At 32.9% G+C, this 16,516-nt stretch carries 20 protein-coding genes; 18 read left to right on the top strand and 2 right to left on the bottom strand.

Features of this window, described 5'->3' with window-relative positions; genetic code table 11:
- The first annotated feature begins 140 nt into the window (after positions 1-140).
- The 4 genes from ACIQ38_RS20265 (at position 141) to ACIQ38_RS20250 (ending at position 3,580) form a co-directional block, all read left to right on the top strand.
- Positions 141-707 (top strand): hypothetical protein, encoded by a 567-nt coding sequence (locus ACIQ38_RS20265; protein ID WP_402827489.1) that lies wholly within the window; start codon positions 141-143, stop codon positions 705-707.
- 69 nt (positions 708-776) lie between these two features.
- Positions 777-1,004: a hypothetical protein gene (locus ACIQ38_RS20260; protein WP_402827486.1), complete on the top strand. Its 228-nt coding sequence runs from the start codon at positions 777-779 to the stop codon at positions 1,002-1,004.
- Between the two features lie 621 nt (positions 1,005-1,625).
- A complete protein-coding gene (locus ACIQ38_RS20255; protein WP_402827483.1) occupies positions 1,626-2,279 on the top strand; it encodes a hypothetical protein in 654 nt (217 codons plus the stop codon).
- 314 nt (positions 2,280-2,593) lie between these two features.
- Entirely contained in the window at positions 2,594-3,580 is a 987-nt protein-coding gene (locus ACIQ38_RS20250) for a phosphotransferase enzyme family protein (protein WP_402827480.1), read from the top strand.
- A gap of 229 nt (positions 3,581-3,809) precedes the next feature.
- On the opposite strand, the gene ACIQ38_RS20245 is transcribed toward ACIQ38_RS20250, so the two are convergent.
- Positions 3,810-3,950 carry a hypothetical protein gene (locus tag ACIQ38_RS20245; protein ID WP_402827477.1) on the bottom strand — a complete coding sequence of 47 codons (141 nt, stop codon included), beginning with the start codon at positions 3,948-3,950 and terminating at the stop codon, positions 3,810-3,812.
- Between the two features lie 230 nt (positions 3,951-4,180).
- On the opposite strand from ACIQ38_RS20245, the gene ACIQ38_RS20240 reads away from it, so the two are divergent.
- From ACIQ38_RS20240 to ACIQ38_RS20220, 5 genes are all read left to right on the top strand, one after another.
- Complete coding sequence (locus tag ACIQ38_RS20240) at positions 4,181-5,200, top strand: aminoglycoside phosphotransferase family protein (protein ID WP_402827474.1); 1,020 nt, start codon at positions 4,181-4,183, stop codon at positions 5,198-5,200.
- Positions 5,201-5,440: 240 nt separating this feature from the next.
- Positions 5,441-6,310 (top strand): serine/threonine-protein kinase, encoded by an 870-nt coding sequence (locus ACIQ38_RS20235; protein ID WP_402827471.1) that lies wholly within the window; start codon positions 5,441-5,443, stop codon positions 6,308-6,310.
- Between the two features lie 156 nt (positions 6,311-6,466).
- Positions 6,467-6,988, top strand: coding sequence for a sigma-70 family RNA polymerase sigma factor (locus ACIQ38_RS20230; protein ID WP_402827468.1), 522 nt, complete (start codon positions 6,467-6,469; stop codon positions 6,986-6,988).
- A 22-nt stretch (positions 6,989-7,010) separates the two neighbouring features.
- Positions 7,011-8,357, top strand: a complete 1,347-nt coding sequence (locus tag ACIQ38_RS20225) for a DUF4179 domain-containing protein (protein WP_402827465.1) — start codon at positions 7,011-7,013, stop codon at positions 8,355-8,357.
- Positions 8,358-8,624: 267 nt separating this feature from the next.
- Positions 8,625-9,116, top strand: coding sequence for a DinB family protein (locus tag ACIQ38_RS20220; RefSeq protein WP_402827462.1), 492 nt, complete (start codon positions 8,625-8,627; stop codon positions 9,114-9,116).
- Positions 9,117-9,486: 370 nt separating this feature from the next.
- Here ACIQ38_RS20220 and ACIQ38_RS20215 read toward each other — a convergent pair whose 3' ends face one another.
- Positions 9,487-9,978, bottom strand: a complete 492-nt coding sequence (locus ACIQ38_RS20215; protein ID WP_402827459.1) for a hypothetical protein — start codon at positions 9,976-9,978, stop codon at positions 9,487-9,489.
- A 647-nt stretch (positions 9,979-10,625) separates the two neighbouring features.
- On the opposite strand from ACIQ38_RS20215, the gene ACIQ38_RS20210 reads away from it, so the two are divergent.
- The 9 genes from ACIQ38_RS20210 (at position 10,626) to ACIQ38_RS20170 (ending at position 16,512) form a co-directional block, all read left to right on the top strand.
- Positions 10,626-11,252 (top strand): hypothetical protein, encoded by a 627-nt coding sequence (locus ACIQ38_RS20210; protein ID WP_402827456.1) that lies wholly within the window; start codon positions 10,626-10,628, stop codon positions 11,250-11,252.
- Positions 11,253-11,353: 101 nt separating this feature from the next.
- Entirely contained in the window at positions 11,354-12,169 is an 816-nt protein-coding gene (locus ACIQ38_RS20205; protein ID WP_402827453.1) for an undecaprenyl-diphosphate phosphatase, read from the top strand.
- Positions 12,170-12,224: 55 nt separating this feature from the next.
- A complete protein-coding gene (locus ACIQ38_RS20200; protein WP_402827450.1) occupies positions 12,225-12,458 on the top strand; it encodes a hypothetical protein in 234 nt (77 codons plus the stop codon).
- A gap of 21 nt (positions 12,459-12,479) precedes the next feature.
- Positions 12,480-12,662: a hypothetical protein gene (locus ACIQ38_RS20195; RefSeq protein ID WP_402827448.1), complete on the top strand. Its 183-nt coding sequence runs from the start codon at positions 12,480-12,482 to the stop codon at positions 12,660-12,662.
- A 64-nt stretch (positions 12,663-12,726) separates the two neighbouring features.
- Positions 12,727-13,236, top strand: a complete 510-nt coding sequence (locus ACIQ38_RS20190; protein ID WP_402827445.1) for a hypothetical protein — start codon at positions 12,727-12,729, stop codon at positions 13,234-13,236.
- A gap of 196 nt (positions 13,237-13,432) precedes the next feature.
- Positions 13,433-13,873 carry an SRPBCC family protein gene (locus ACIQ38_RS20185; RefSeq protein WP_402827443.1) on the top strand — a complete coding sequence of 147 codons (441 nt, stop codon included), beginning with the start codon at positions 13,433-13,435 and terminating at the stop codon, positions 13,871-13,873.
- Positions 13,874-14,178: 305 nt separating this feature from the next.
- On the top strand, positions 14,179-14,907 hold the full coding sequence (locus ACIQ38_RS20180) for an ABC transporter ATP-binding protein (protein ID WP_402827440.1): 729 nt from the start codon (positions 14,179-14,181) through the stop codon (positions 14,905-14,907).
- Positions 14,904-15,731, top strand: a complete 828-nt coding sequence (locus ACIQ38_RS20175; RefSeq protein ID WP_402827437.1) for an ABC transporter permease — start codon at positions 14,904-14,906, stop codon at positions 15,729-15,731. The genes ACIQ38_RS20180 and ACIQ38_RS20175 overlap by 4 nt, the downstream gene beginning before the upstream one ends.
- A 13-nt stretch (positions 15,732-15,744) precedes the next feature.
- The gene (locus ACIQ38_RS20170) at positions 15,745-16,512 is read left to right on the top strand and encodes an ABC transporter permease (protein WP_402827434.1); all 768 of its coding nucleotides are present in this window, start codon (positions 15,745-15,747) and stop codon (positions 16,510-16,512) included.
- The last annotated feature ends 4 nt before the right edge of the window (positions 16,513-16,516 follow it).

Here is a 16,516-nt window from a genome sequence, read left to right as displayed (position 1 = left end):
CTAACGAGTGCTTTACTTCAAAAAAGGGGTAAAGCATTTTTCTTATTGACTAAACAAGCAAGTTATTTGAACAAATTACTACAAGATTCATTGAAACGAAAACTACAAAATTCTGTCTAATTATTAAAGGAGTGATTTTATTGAAAAAATTTAGCTTAATTTTATTCTTCATTTTTTTATCAATAGGGTTATTGGGCTGTCAACAAAGCGATAATGAGGATGAACTTAACAACAAGATTTCTAAAAATGTAACCAATTCTACTATTCAAAGTATGCCAAAAGATATGCCTAGTGATTTTGATTTTTCTATTCAGTTTGGTATTCAAAAAAAGAATGAAATTAATACTTTCGAAGGAACGGTAACTAAGGATTTAATCACAGATGGTACTGCGTCCACAGAGTTAATCTTAACAGAAGAAGAAATGAAAGATATTTATGGGAAAATGAAAGAAATTAATATAACAAAAACAAAGGAATTTACACCTAAACCTATAAATGGATCGGTTTGTATGCAAGTGCCGTACGAAGAGGATAGATGGAAAATTATTATCAATGGTGAAGTGATAACACATTTAGTTTCCGGGGAATACTGCGAACCAACGAACGATGCAAACCAACTAATTGAGTTGAGAAATTATGTCTTTAATATAATTAAAAGCAAAGATGAATATAAGTTACTCCCAGAGCCCCAAGGTGGGTACGAATAGTTATTCAACATACGCGAGCTTAATCATAAACTTGAACTTAATCCTTTAGAAAGAGGAGCGGGTAATAAAATGAAATATTTTACTGAAGAATGGTATGAACTGTGTCAAAAAACTAGTTTCCATTTGCTATTAGAGGAAGAAAAGCAAGCAGTAACATTTTCAGAAGAATATTTTCAACAGCTTTACGACACCGAGTTAAATAGTTGGATTAATTTACAAGAAGAAATTACTTCGATAATGGAAATAGGAAATAGAGTGATAATAAGGAGTATGAGCCTTTTAATAGAGATAAGGTAATTGAACAATTTTATCATGGTTTTATCCATGTTTATAGAAATCCAATGAATCAATGGGCAATATCCGGAAGATGAGAGGATTTTTGATTCTCAAATGGAAGTTTATGAGTGGACAAATTCATTGTATCCGGATTTCTCAAACGGTTTATTTAGAGAGGTAAATGTTGGTTATGCAACTCCAGATGAAAAGTAACTGATTATTTAACCGAACTACTTCCACAATGGGCAGCTTATCTAAATGTACAGGTTACTGTGCATTTAGATAAAATAGAGATAAATGGTTACTATGTTCATCGAATTTGGACTTCAAAAGTGGAGAAATATTAAGTTTCCAAAAAGGCATTTGAATGATGATGGGTTCAAGTGTTAATAGTATATATAACTAAAAGCATCACAAATGGTAGCAAATATGTTAGATGATTTGCTACCATTTGTGATGCTTTTTCTATTTCAGTTTTTTAATTTGAGAATAACAACAATAATAATTTAATAAGAAAAAGGGTATATAGTAGTTTTGTGTAAAAAAGAAGATATAGAAAAGTGGAACTTTTTAACTTTATTTACGTATTACGATTAACAAAATAATTTGAATATAACCAAATGATAATAAGGGGAAATTAGTGTGGATTACAAACAAATTAATAAAATAGGAAGTATCTTTTTCTGGATCAGCTTGTGTTTATTGTTTGTGGGTTGTTCGGGAGAAAAGTCTGAACTCCAAAAAGAAGTAGTTTTTTCAACAGAAGATAAAAATAAAGAAGCGGTCCGTGCTGTTCTTGAATCGGAATTTACAGTTCCAAACGAAGAGTATTTAGTTATTGTCAAAAATATAGATAAAAAAATGACCGATATAGGCAGCAGCACACCTGAAGCTAATGAAGTAAATGGTGCTGAAGAGTCGGGTGTGTCAGATGAATGGCTTGCCTATGAGGACTTGGTGAAAAAAATGTATGGACCTTACTTTATGGACGAAGCTTTCGATACCCTTATATCTAGTGTTATTGCTTTTAAATACCATTATGGATATTTAGGCTTTGACGAAAACGTTCGGTACGAAATGAAAGTTAGTGATATTCTAGTAACTAAAAGTGAGAATAATAACACACCTAAGTTTTATGACTTTACCGCTCAAGTAGAATATATGAGTAATGCAGGGGAAGTCTCGCAACATCAAGTAAAAGGTACGGCAATACTTTCTGAACCAGGAAAAATTGGTAGGTTTGAAATCCGAGATGATGGTAGTTTAGGAGAAAAAGTTTCAGTGGATCGACAATAGCTACAAAGCTTTATCATTTTACACTGCATTCGAATGTTGAATTAAATTAATATTTAAACAACCTATTAAAGAGTTGCTGAACAAGCATGGTTCGGCAGCTCTTTTTCTTATTGTAGTAAAGAAATTACAATAGAGGGATTTTTAATATTATGTAGAATTAGAAGATGTCAGGCTATTGACTTTTTTATAGCCGAAATTTAAGAAAGGGGTGACTTATTGAAAATGAAAAAATTTCAAAATAGCATGCTAATGAGAGGGATTACTTCTTAAATAAAGTAAAATCCTCTCAAAGGTAATGGGAGGAAAAATAAGAGATGATGAAATTAGAAAACATGGCACGAGTATTAGCATCGGATACTGTCGCCCAGAGGCTCATTCAATTCTGGGAATATGACGAAGGAACATTGAAATTGTATCGTGCAAGCTCAAACTTTGTGTATGCTTTTGAACGTAATCAAGTTCCATATTTTTTGAGGTTTAGTTTTGAGCAAGAGAAAACTATTGAACAATTAAAAGCTGAGTTGGAGTATATGCAATATTTACACTTAAATGGATATCCAACTGTAACACCAATTCAATCAATAAGTGGAGAACTTATTGAAACACTAATGACTCCTGATGGAAAGTATTTTGCAGTTGCCTTTAGCGCTGCTAAAGGAATTAATTTGAATTCCGATACAATTACAGAAAAACAGGTGGAAGAATGGGGAAAATCACTAGGATCACTACATTGTTTGGCCAAAAAATTCGAACCTGAATCTGAAAGAAGAAAAAATTGGTTGGACACAGTACAGTTTATGGAAAGTGTATTTCAAAAGCATCCAACCGAACTTGTTGCCTTAGAGGAGTTAAATAGAGTAACTACTTGGCTTCAATCGATACCTACTGGAAATGACGTGTACGGATTGATACATTATGATTTTCAATTAGATAATATCTTTTTTGAAGAGAATAGAGATCATAGTTTCAATGTAATCGACTTTGATGATGCAATGTACCACTGGTATGCACTTGATATTGTTACAGCTCTTGATGATTTTATGGAAGGTGACAATCCACATTCAAAATTACTAATTCAGTCTTTTTTGAATGGATATCGCTCCAAAATGATTTTAGAAAATGATGTAGTGGCTCAATTTGCATATTACCAAAGATATGCAAACTTATTTAAGTTCGCCAAATTATTACGCTCTTTAAATTACCAAGAAATAAATGATACACCACCTTGGTTTGATAGTTTAAAGGAAAAGTTAGTTCGGGTTGCAGATGAATTAAGAAAGACCTTTCAAAAATCATGGTAAAAGATATATAAAGTAAATACATGGACCGCTTTTTGGAGTTCATGTTGAAAAGTAACCATTGTGAATAATGTAATTAAACAAATGATTGTTTTAGTCAAACAAGACCATCAATTCGATGGTCTGTTTTTCCAAAATATCAAGTATATCTTAGAAATCCATTGTGAAATGTTACATTTAAACGAACAGGACAACTTTTGGTACGTTGTTGATTGATCTATATCCAAGTACTTCAGCTAAAAAATATTATTTTAATGGTTATTCCAATAACTCCTATAACTAATATAATAAGTGATTTAATATTTCTGGTTTTACTATCTTTTCGTCTACGGTCTTCTTTCAATATTGGATATTCCTTTTCTATACTTTTCATTATATTTCCTCCTTTTTAGCCTATTTACCTTAATACGAAGTTATCTGGAATAAGTTTCGATTAAACTGATTTTTCTGTGATTAAAACCTATCCTCTGTTTCACGTTAAATAGGTAGTTCTTTTCAGTAAGAAGTAGAGTTTTTTTCTAACGGGGCAGTATAGGTGAAGAATTTTATATTACTAGACGATTAGAATAACAACCTTAGACAGTGGAGTGCTGGGGGACTAATATGGAAAATGTAGATATTTACAATAGCATAAGACAATTAATACAAAAAAGAAGTTCCATGAAAACAGAGATCGATATAAAAAATTTAGTAATAAACAAAGATGGTTTTAGTAACGACATAGCCATGCTCACTCTTACACAATCTATTAATGGAGAAACTTTTTCTAAAGAGATTGTGGTGAAGAAATTTCCAACAGATGAAAGAGTTGATTTAGGAGAAAGTAAGTTTAATAAAGAGTTAGCAATACTTAAAAGCAAGACGATTATTGATTCCATGAATGTACCAAGAGTTTATTTTGAAGATAAAGAAAATCAACTAATTCTTATGGAAAAGATAGAGGGCTTAACACTAGACAAACTGTGTTTAATGAATCCTGAGAAATCGATTTCGGCATATCGAAGATTCGGAGAAACACTTGCACTTATTCATTCAATTGATCTTGATACTATAGAGTGTAATTTCAGTGACAATGACCTTTGGACTGAGAATTATATTCATCAATACATAGATAGTTTGAAAACTAGAGTTATGGCGTTTGAAGACCCCAAATATCTACAAGTATTAGAGAATTTATCTGATAGATTTACAGGGGTAAAATTTAATAAAGTTCTCAATCATGGGGATTATCATTTTTGGAATGTAATAGTAAACAATGCAGTAAAATTAACCGTTTTGGATTGGGAAAAAGCTCGAATATCGGACTATCGTTATGATTTGGCGAATGCAATTGTATTGGGTTATTCATGGTTTGGAGTTCATTTCAAAAAACAGATGTTAGATGCCTATGAGATTATTACTAAGAAAAAAATTGAAAGTTTGGATTGCTTTATTGCTTTACTAAGTTTTGATTCTTTTACTAAAGCGGTGCCCTTAATTCAAGGTGGAGATGATACACATATACGCGACATGACATTTAAATGGTTGATAAGACGATATGAGTTTTTTGTTAGATATAATAAAACTAGAATTAAAGAAGCAGAGGATTATTTAATTTCTAAAGGACTCTATCCAAAAATTTAGCCAAAGGGTGATGAATTTTTACATCATAATAGTTCATTAGAAAATAATACAGGATACATAGCTGCTTGAACATATTGAAGGGGTTATTTTAAATCTGATTTCTTAAAAATGATTATGCTGGTGAACGATAAGATTGCGCTTTAATTTCTAAAAATATAGAATATTCACTTTTTATCTAAATAACTTTGTGCTTTATTTGAAGGTTAGAGTTAGTAAAAAATAAGAATTTTGGAGGTTCTAATGAACGATTCTCAAGAAATTTGTTTAGGAAATGTTTCATTTCGATTAAAAGAGAAACATGATTTTGAATGGCTTCAGGAACTTGGCGATGTTTTTTGTGTTTTTGATGAACAAGATTCTGGGAATATTTCTTTTGGAATTGAAAAAGATGGTATGAAAAGGTTTGTGAAATATGCAGGGGCGAAGACATTACATTATTCTGGACAACCAGAGAATGCCATTGCAACTTTAAAAAGATCTATTTCACTTTATGAGAATTTGAAACACCCATGCTTGATAAATCTATTAGAAAATTTCGAGGTGGAGAATGGATATGCTTTAGTGTTTGATTGGTTTGATGGAGAATGTCTACATTCACATTGGTCATTCCCTCCACCACATAAGTATAATCATCCAGATTCGCCTTTTTTTCGGTATAAACAATTACCAATTGCATACCGCTTAGCATCATTAAAGAGTATTTTTGAATTTCATGTACATGTGGAGAAGAAGAATTATGTAGCCGTTGATTTTTATGATGGTAGTATTCTATACGATTTTACAAATAACATTACAAAGATTTGTGATATTGATCTATATATGAAAAAACCATTCATAAATACTATGGGGAGACTTTGGGGTTCTTCAAGATTTATGTCACCAGAAGAATTCCAGCACGGTGCTGAAATAGATGGAAGAACAAACGTCTTCAACATGGGTGCAATTGCATTTGGGCTTTTAGGAAGAGAACTAGACCGATCACTTTTAAAGTGGGATGCAAGCAGTGAACTTTATGAAGTTGCAATAAAGGCTGTTGAAGAAGAAAGAATTCTCAGGTATTCCTCTGTAGAAGAATTTTTCATAGCTTGGAACTTAGCATCCAAAAAATAAGTGTTGAAAATAAGTAGCTTAGTTGAACTAGGCTATTTATTTTTATGTTTTTTGATTTATTAAAGTTTCGACTATGAATTATTTAACCAACATTCTAAAAACTTTTTTCAAAGTTGTAGGTCTAATAGATAGGGGCAAATGAAATGAGGTGAAATCTTGAGCGAAAAGATGTTAGCGAAGAAAGCAATCAAAGGGGATGAAGAAGCATTTCTAACATTAATGCATACATACGAAGAAGTATTATATCGAACGGCTTTTTCCTATTTGAAAAGTGAAGGGGATGCACTAGAGGCAATCCAAGAAGTAACATATAGAGCTTATAAAGGAATTAAAACGGTGAAGGAGCCAGCCTATTTTAAAACGTGGTTAATCCGGATTATGATGAATTATTGTCAAGATGTCATCAAGAAAAGTAATAGGGAAGTGTTGGAAGAACGAATTCTTAACATACAAGGAGTAACCGAAGATTTCACTTTTTTGGAACTCGAGGAAGCACTATTGAATTTATCGGCTTATGAAAGAGAGTTATTGCATTTAAAATACTTTGAAGATGTCAAAATAAAGGACATTGCCGTGATGTGGAATACCCCTGAAGGAACGATTAAAACCCGATTACATAAAGCATTGCGGACGCTAAGGGCAGGATTTGAAGAGAAAGGAGAGGTTAAACGTGTTTGAGGAAGAGAAAAGGAAGTTGGAGATGCGAAAGAAATCAATTGAACAAGTCCATGTATCAAAGGACAAGTTACATTCCGCAGTACAAAGTGGATTCGAAAAAGCCAAAAAAGAGCGAGTGTTAAAAAGAACCAAGATAATAAAACGGAGTTCATGGTCAATTGTGATTGCCGCAATTCTTCTCATCTCATTTATCACATCAGTCTCAGTATCTCCTGTGTTCGCAACCAAGGTCGCAGCTATACCAGGGATGGAACGCATTATTGATCTTATACAACAAGATAGAGGTTTAACGGCTGCAGTTGAAAATGAATTTTATCAACCCTTAAATCTCTCTCAAGAAAAGAACGGTATTACAGTGACACTAGATGGAGTAATTGCAGACAAAAAAGGAATGGTTATTTTTTATTCTGTCCGTACAAAAGATATGGATGAAAGCTCACTTGGACTAAAATACCTCCGTTTATGGTCAGAAATGAATGTTCAATATGGTCTCGACTTTATGGATTCTGCCCTTCCTTTGAGTACAAAGTCAGATTCCAAAGTTTTCAGCGGTTCTGAGTACATCGAGAATGTTCCTTATAAAAACAATCTGTCTTTAGCAATAGGTATAAAAAATGGGGAGGTCATAGAGAACTTCAACATTCCATTTACCTATAAAAAGATGGAAGTGGAGAGTAAGAACATCGTTGTGAATAAAGAAGTTGAAATTGAAGGTCAACATTTTAAAGTGAAAGAATTAATAGTAGATCCAATCCGTACAATTGTTAGGATAGAAGAAAATCCTAATAATACAAAGAAACTTCTTGCTCGCCCTTTTGATGAATTAGAATTAGTAGATGAAAAGGGAAGAAAATGGTCTGCTCTCCCAGGAAATGCATATAAACCACTAAAGGAAAGCAATGTATGGGAAGTACCACTTAAAGAAAGCTTTTACTTTTATGAGCCAAAGAAGCTAACATTAACATTTGGGAAAATCGCAGCAATGAATAAAGAGGAAGCATACATTTTAATTGATCTGGAATCCAAAGAGTTTTTAGAACAACCTTCCAAATCAATATTCTCCAACTTGCAGGTGGAGGATAATCGTCTCAGTTTTACTGTAGAAGTAGGTCAGGATTACGATATGAATATGGTCAGATTTTTAAAATTTAAAGATGCTGATAGAAAAGAATTTTATATACACTATGGGGGACGTACACCAGTCTCATCTAACTATGTAAAAGGTTCAGTGACTAATTCTCCAGGAGAGGGGAAAATCGAATTTGAACTACCAGATAAGTCGTTTACTACATTTACAAACCCTATTCGGTTAGATCTCAATTTTTACCCATCTTGGATAGAAGAAAATGTGGAGATAGAATTCGAATAGCCAAAAAAGATACTGAACAACTTTTTCTCATTTGGGGAAATATCAAGTGTTTTTGATTACTGATAATTGAATTAATTAGGGGGGTAAAAAGAGTAAATTGGGCTTGTGAATAATTTTCCCTTAGTTAAATGGTGCTTTACTTCAAGAAAGCGTAGAGCACTTTTTCTTATTGAATTAAGGGGGAGTTTAGTTGAACAAGAAGGAGTTTAGATACGGAAATCGAATTAGTATATATAAATGGAGTTGTTAAATGGGAGGGAAAAGAAAATGGAAGTAAAGACGCTTTTGTTACAACAATGGGCAAGCTGCTTAGATGAAGAAGACTGGTTTCCACCACTTGAAAAAGTACTAGAGAATATTACTTTGGAACAGGCAACCTGGAAACCAGCTGAGGGGGCAATGAATTCCATTTGGGAATTAGTTTGTCATTTACTTTTTTATAAAAAGAGACTTCTGATGCGATTTATTGGTGAAACAGCGAATGAACCCCAAGCAGAAAATAATGAATCAACATTTCGAATACCAACTGAGACGGTTCAAAATTGGAAGGAAACAAAACAAGAGTACTTTGATGTTCATCGTGAACTTGAAAAAATACTAGCAAAATCTGAAGATGAAGATTTGTATAGACAGATTCCTGGAGAAAGATCCTTAGTACTTGAACTGAAGAGTTTAGCGATGCACGACGCGTATCATATTGGACAAATTGTATTCCTTAGTAAAATACAAGGAGCCTGGTCAGGGAAACACAGCTTATAAACAGGCTTCATTAGCTTTAAAGTTATTCCATTATAAGAGGTTTTAATGGAATGAAAAAGGGAACGTCCTAAATCGGATGTTCCCTTTTTCATTCCTCAAAAAATTACTTAACAAATAGGAAATCCTTAGTTATATCAGGAATGTTCAAAGTAAATGCTTAGATAAATTGCAGTCATTAATTTTAAGTAATTCTAATTAAGTTAGCTACATGAGACATACATTTCTAAAGGATATTTTTTAAGATCCTTTAATAAATCTTTCAACTTCGCTTACCTTTTCGCCATTCGAAAAATGCGTCACACCAAAAGTTTTACCTTCTCCATAATGGTTAAGGGCAACGTCAATATCATTCACAATCTGCTTTAGATACTCAAATACTTGACATGCTTTCATCAGTCGGTTTCCACTGGTCTGCATGTTCCGTTGATTGCTTAGCCTCTCCGTTAGGATCAATATGTGCGGTTCGAGTGAACTGATTATGTAAGATATAACTTGATAGTAGAATCAAATTCGAATGTTCCTTTTCGAGATCTTTATTTTCTATAATCAAGTGCTTTGGAAATTGCCGATTGACTTCTTGTGCTTTCAAGTAATATTCGAAACCATCATCGTTGTTAGCTTCTTTTAATTTCGGGTTATCCATCGTTTCTGAAAGCATTACATTCATATCCGAAGCCCATTTTCCAAATTCTTCATCATTCAATTTGGATTCGCTTGCTTCCACAAACATTTCAACAATGGCATTAGTAGTTGCTTGATCACCCTCACTTACCTGTGTGGACCAAACGAATTCACGAACCCCCACAATTGCAATTATGATCACAATAATTGACAAGCCAAGTAGTAAAAGTTTTGTTTTCATTCCCACACTCCTCTTTTGTAATTTGGTTAAAGTGTAGACAACATAACATGGACTTGCAAACAAATGTAGAAGGGGAACTTCATACACTAAATAAAGTCATATTAAGGAGTAGAGATTTAATATGAAGTTAGAAAATGGTTGATAAGAATTGGAGGATGATGATTAAATAAAAAATCCTAATAAACGTGGCTGGCTATTTTGGTTTTTCATGTTTTTTGTTGGAATAGCTTGTACATTCTTGGTTTATTCAATTGGTGAATTTTTTTATGAGATGGAATACAGAGAAACAGAACTGTACACTAGTTATTCTCCAAATAAGAATAATATGATTAAAGTTGTTAAAACAGGACAGCCATTCTATTTTAGTTCTGCCGCTATAAGAATCTACTATGGAAAACCAAATGAATTGGATGATTACATAAAAAGTAGTATCTCAAATGATGGTGGAAACGGTAGACAAGAAGATATAACAATAAATGTATTCTTCTCTAACTAAAAACGCATTTACCTATCTAAGCAGGTATTCCTAAAAAAGAAAGCGAATTATTATAAGTTATTCAATTTGAAATTTAAAATGCTGCTATTTCAACACATATTGTTGGAGTATAAGGATGTTAATAAGATTAGCCGATTTTAGGAGGATTGAATTGCAAAAAAAAGGAGCTTTATTAATAACATTAAGCATGATTTTTTTCTTATCAGGTTGTATAGATAAAGGTGCATTGGAAGACAGTAATCAAATGGATGAGAAGGATGCAAAGATAAAGGCATTAGAAATAGAGAATGAGGAACTTCAAGAAACATTGCAAAGTATTCAAACGAATTATAACAATACAAAAGAGCAAGCAGATTATTATAATCAATTGATTGATGAGCTTTTAAATGATTATAGTGACGCGCAATTAAAAGATTTAGCAATAAGGTTATGGGATTATGAATTAGAAGTCAATGGATCACCTATCGCAAAAGATGGAGTAGTGGGAGTTAATAAAAATACATTTGAAATTTCTGTGATAGAAAGACAACCAGCTTATGTTGTTTTACCAAATGACATTTTTACTCAAGGAAAAATCAGTGGGAATTATAATGAGCATTTAACATTTAACACGGAACCATCTGAATCATATGCCACTGATGGAACGGTGGTTACCGCGATACATCACAAATTTGCCGATATGGCAAAAGGGGCAACTATAACTTTCTCTATTACAGAAGAGTTAAAGAAAAGGCTTGGAATGGATACCTCAGAGATTACCATTAAAATAGATAAATAATCTAAACCAGTCTCTAGTATTAACAGGTGCTTTTCTCAAAGACCGTTCGGTTGCTTAGTGTTTTCTTTATTAGATAAAAATGTGAATTTCTGGGGGACACAATGGGAGAATTAGACATTATTTTTATAATAAAAATGATTATTATTGGGTTAGTCCAAGGCTTTACAGAACCAATTCCAGTATCATCTAGCGGGCATGTAATGATTGCTAGTGAGATTTTAGGGCTAGGTGAACAAGGGTTTACTTTTGCGATTTTAACAAATACAGCTTCTCTATTTGCCATATTATATATTTATAGGAAAGATATCGCAAGGCTCGCGATTAATTCATTGCTTTATGTGAAAACGAAAAATTATCGCTATAAGAGTGATTTTCGTTTTGTTTTCTTTATTGTTATCGGCACGATTCCAGCAGCTATACTTGGGATATTGTTAAGCGATTTTATAGCAGAAAACGTTAGTATGACAACGATTGCAATAATGCTCTTCTTTACAGGGATCGCCTTGTGGGTAATTCGCAATTTAAAAGGAAATAAAGGCGAACGTGATATTACTATAAAAGATGCTTTTATAGTGGGATTAGGGCAGGCAGTTGCATTAACTCCAGGGATTAGTCGCTCAGGTGCTACGATTATTTCGGCTATCGCTGTTGGTATGAAACAAGATACGGCTTTACGATTTTCGTTTTTGTTGTATATTCCAGTGAGCTTGGGCGGAGTTATACTAGGTTTTTCTGATTTTCTACATGAGCCGAACAAAGCTGAATTAGCAATTCCATATTTAGCTGCATTTATTGCAACACTTTTAATGACTTATTTTGCGATGAAATGGTTTATGGGGATTATGAAAAATGGGAAGCTAGTTTATTTTACTTATTATTGTTTCATTACAGGAGCATTACTTTTAATTTTCTTCTAATTAACGCTGGTTTGTGGGAATTAGATAAAATACTTGTTTTAAAGGGGATTTCATAATGAGAAAACGGATTTTTTCGATTACGGTATTTTTATTAAGTTTCTTTTCCTTACTTATTTCGCTTAGATTATTTTGGAATTTAGGTATTTTTGTGGATGAGTATGGTTTAAGCCCAGATATCGTTAATGGCGGTGAGTTTTGGCTTACAATGGACTGGTTAAGATTATTATTGCTGTTATTGCTATGTATAGTAACTGGTTTTAGTATTTTTAGTGCTAAACCAAATAAGTAAAGTTCAACGAGGGGAGATAAGATGGATAAAAAGAAAGGTATGCGGAAATTTTTTATCGTATTTATATCTTCTGGAATATTAATGTTCTTTTTTTTGATGCAAGACTCTAAAATTTTTGAAAGAATAGCAATGTTTATACCTATTACTGCTGTCACTACTTTTTGGCTCTGGGTAAAATATGGGGAGAATAATATTGATAAATGAAATTCTTTTGCAGCTCAATATAATAAGGAGCGGTTTAGTTTTATGACCAGGAGGACCTAGAAAAATGAAGAAAAGGATAAGTGTAAAACTCAGCATAATAGTTTGTTTACTTCTATTAAGTTCCTGTAATAGTAATGTTGAAAATAATACTATTGAAGAACAATTACTGGAAGAAATGAAAGAGGCACATATGGAGGTAGAAGAGATAATTCATTTAGAAGTTGTTAATGACGGGATGCTGGTTTTTTATACGAAAGACAACAATCTTTACGATGGATTTATCAAATTAAAAGGTGCTAAATGGAAGTGGCACTTAGGAGGAGGTGCATTACCTCTTCAAACAGAAGATGGAATAAATTGGTCATTTACTAATTTTGATGATTTTTTTGTTCGTTATGGAGTTATAACTGATAATAATATAAAACAGGTAAAAGACGGAGAAAGTGAATATGCAAAGATTATACAAACTAAAGATGGTTTAAGAATTTATTTCTTCTTAAATAAAACAGTTGTATTCGATAGTGAGAAAAAGAGAACAGAATTTAATGAAATTGTACCAGTCTATGAAAATTAACATCAGTTACCGTCATATTTATTATTTCAGTAATGTAGCAAATGAGGATTAAAAAATTTTGGTTTTATAAATAATCAAGTGATTGAAAGAAGAAAAGTTATGTATAATGGTTGATGTAAGTTTTTCCTTAGTATGTAATAATATCAATGTAGGAATTTAAATTTACAATTTATTCGTAGTGAAAGAGGGGATCATAATGGCAACAGGAACACATACAGTAGAAATTCCAGTAGATGTACAAACAGTTTGGGATTATGTCAGTGATCTTGAAAAATGGGCGACGACGGTACCAGCCTATAAAGAACATGAAATTATCGATGACAAGCAATCTATTTGGACATTTGAAGGTAACGTGAAGGGTATTAAAAAGACAATACGTGCACAGGTAGATATTACCGAATGGAATGAACCTTCCAATATTACGTTTGAACTAAAAGGTTTAACGGATAATTTTACAGGAAGCGGTCACTTTACCGCAGCAGAAGTTGATGGTAAAACGACAATGACTTGTACAGTAGAAGTCCATGCTGGTGGAATATCGGGTGCGATGTTAACACCAATTATTAAATGGGCTGTTCCAAAAGTAGCATCGCGCTTAACAGAATCTATTGCTCGTAAAATTGCAGTATTCTCCTAGTTTCGAAAGAGGGTAAGTCGCTTTAAATTTATAGAATACCAAATAACATGTTGATTTGGTATTTTAATTTACGGATATATTCAATGGACGATATGCCGTTATGCCGTTATGCATTAATCACATTATATATGTAGTCATATTCATCCTTCAACCAGTGTTGTCAAACAAAACTCAATAAATTTCTAGGCTGGATCCGAAAAGGGTTCAGTCTTTTTCTTTGTTCTAATCATTCAATCCAAATAAGTAGTGAACTTTATAAAATCTTTATATTTGTTTTTTATAATGGCATACGAGGAGGGATTCATATGAATGATCATATTTTATCGGTGCAGAATATTACCAAAAAGGTGAGAGGGCGTGTTCTATTGGATTCAATAAGTTTTGTGATTGAAAAAGGGACAATTTGTGGATTATTGGGTCCGAATGGATCTGGTAAAACAACCTTAATTCGACTATTAACTGGCCTTATACGCCCTAACAACGGAGACATCTATATTAATGAAAACAGTATCGTTACTAATAGGAAACAAGTAGTAATGAATATTGGTGCTATTGTCGAGTCCCCAATTTTCTTTCCTTATATGTCTGGTAAAGAAAATTTAAGAAATTTAGCACGGCTGCATCCACAGCTAACTGTAACGGAACAAAAGGACAGAGTAGAAGAAGTTCTGCAAATTGTTAACTTGGAAGACCGTGCCAAAGACAAAGTTGGTACGTATTCACTTGGTATGAAGCAACGGTTGGGGATTGCGCAAGCTTTATTAGGGAAACCATCCTTTTTAATACTAGATGAACCAGTAAATGGATTAGATCCTATGGGAATACGGGATTTAAGGGAGCTTATATTGAGACTCAATCAAAAGTATGGGATTACCGTACTGATTTCAAGCCATCTATTAGATGAATTACAGAAGGTTTGTAGTCAAATTATTGTTATTCGTGAGGGTAAAATGTTATGGTCTGGCCATAAGGATGAGTTAGCTAGAAGTAACCAAAGTTTAGAAGATGCATTTGTTGAGTTGGTGTCTCGATGAAACGATTACTGCGGAGTGAGTGGGAAAGATTATGGAGTAGAAAAACTACATGGTTTTCATTCTTTAGTATCCCTATCATTCTTTTAGGCTCTGCAAAATATTTATTAAGTCAAAATGAAATGCTATCGACAAATTTAGCGCAGTATACCAATGCTTGGAATTTCCCTATTTTAGGTCTTTCTGAAATGCTCATAACAGCCTTTCAAGGAATTATACTCATTATTGTTGTTTTGACTGTAACGGAAGAATATCGGACCGGACAAATTCGAATGGTATTAATTCGATCGTATTCCTATACAGAAATCCTGCTTGCAAAATTTATAGTTTCACTCGGTACGATTCTTTTGTTCTTTTTTACTTATTTTATTGTAAGTAACTTTCTTGGAGTAATTATCTTTTCTACCCCTAAAGAATTTCCTTTATTCTTTCACGAAGACTTGGCCACAATACTTGATGGAATGATATACAATTTGAAGTTTTATGGTATAGCAATTTCAACCGTAGTAGCGATGAATTCCATTCTGTTTTTCATTGCAGTTGTTAGTCGTACGACTACTACAGCTATTGGAAGCGGTATAGGATTTCTGTTATTTTCTCTTTTGTACCCTCATATTCTTCCTTATATCAAAGATTTAATAGGGGAAGTTCTTTATATGAAGTTATTTTTCACGTCTATTCCAATGATCCAATGGCAGGGAATTACTTTGATGCTTGCAGAAAAAAACTATTGGATGGGATGGAACTTTTCTGTAATAGGTATTTATACTTTTGTATTCGCTTGTTTAACAATGCTGATGACAAAGAAAAAAGATTCTTTTATATAGGTGGGATATCAAAATGAAAAAAATATGGATAAGTGAGTTCGAGCGTACGTTTAAAAGAAAGAAAACTTGGATTGGCATCGTTATATACATTGCATTAATTGGTCTAGAATGTCTGTTCCTAACTTTGATTGATGGTAGGAGCTTTTATGATCCAGATCATATTGTTATGTTAAATTCCTTAAACACTGCTCCTTTCCTTTTAAGGGAGTTAGGCCTGTTTCACCTTTTTATATTAATCCCCATGTTTGTAGTGGATAGTTTTAATGGGGAATATACATCAGGAGCATTTCGTTTCATTTTATTAAGACCTCAGGAACGTATCAAACTATATATAGTGAAATGGGGAGTACAAGGAACGATTACTTTTTCGTTGCTACTTATCACTTGTTTGGTTGGAACGATGTATGGAAGATTATTCTTTCCACTAGTATCTGAGGTGTCCTTTTTCAATACGGATTCACTTATGCCTTTTGGAGCTTTTGTGTATGTCTTAAAGTTTTATGGAATTTCTTTTCTAATCCTTTTGGCGGTCATCACAATAGGTAGTCTTATTAGTGTGCTCATGCCAAATGTCATTTTAGCTTATGTAGGAATTATTGGGTTCCTAATTGGTAGCATATATGTCTCTGACCATTTATCTTTCTTTTTAACTTTTACGGATTCCATCTTTCAAGTGCTAGGGAAACAGAATGATACATTACTTTTGCTTGTATTACTAATTATTCTTATAAGTTATATAATTAGTATAATTGTATGGAAAAAGCGAAATTGGATGGGATGATACG

It is taken from the genome of Psychrobacillus sp. NPDC096389, assembly GCF_044762855.1.
Taxonomy (GTDB): Bacteria; Bacillota; Bacilli; order Bacillales_A; family Planococcaceae; genus Psychrobacillus.
The sequence above is the reverse complement of the archived record's forward strand: the minus strand, read 5'-3'. Positions and strand labels throughout refer to the sequence as shown.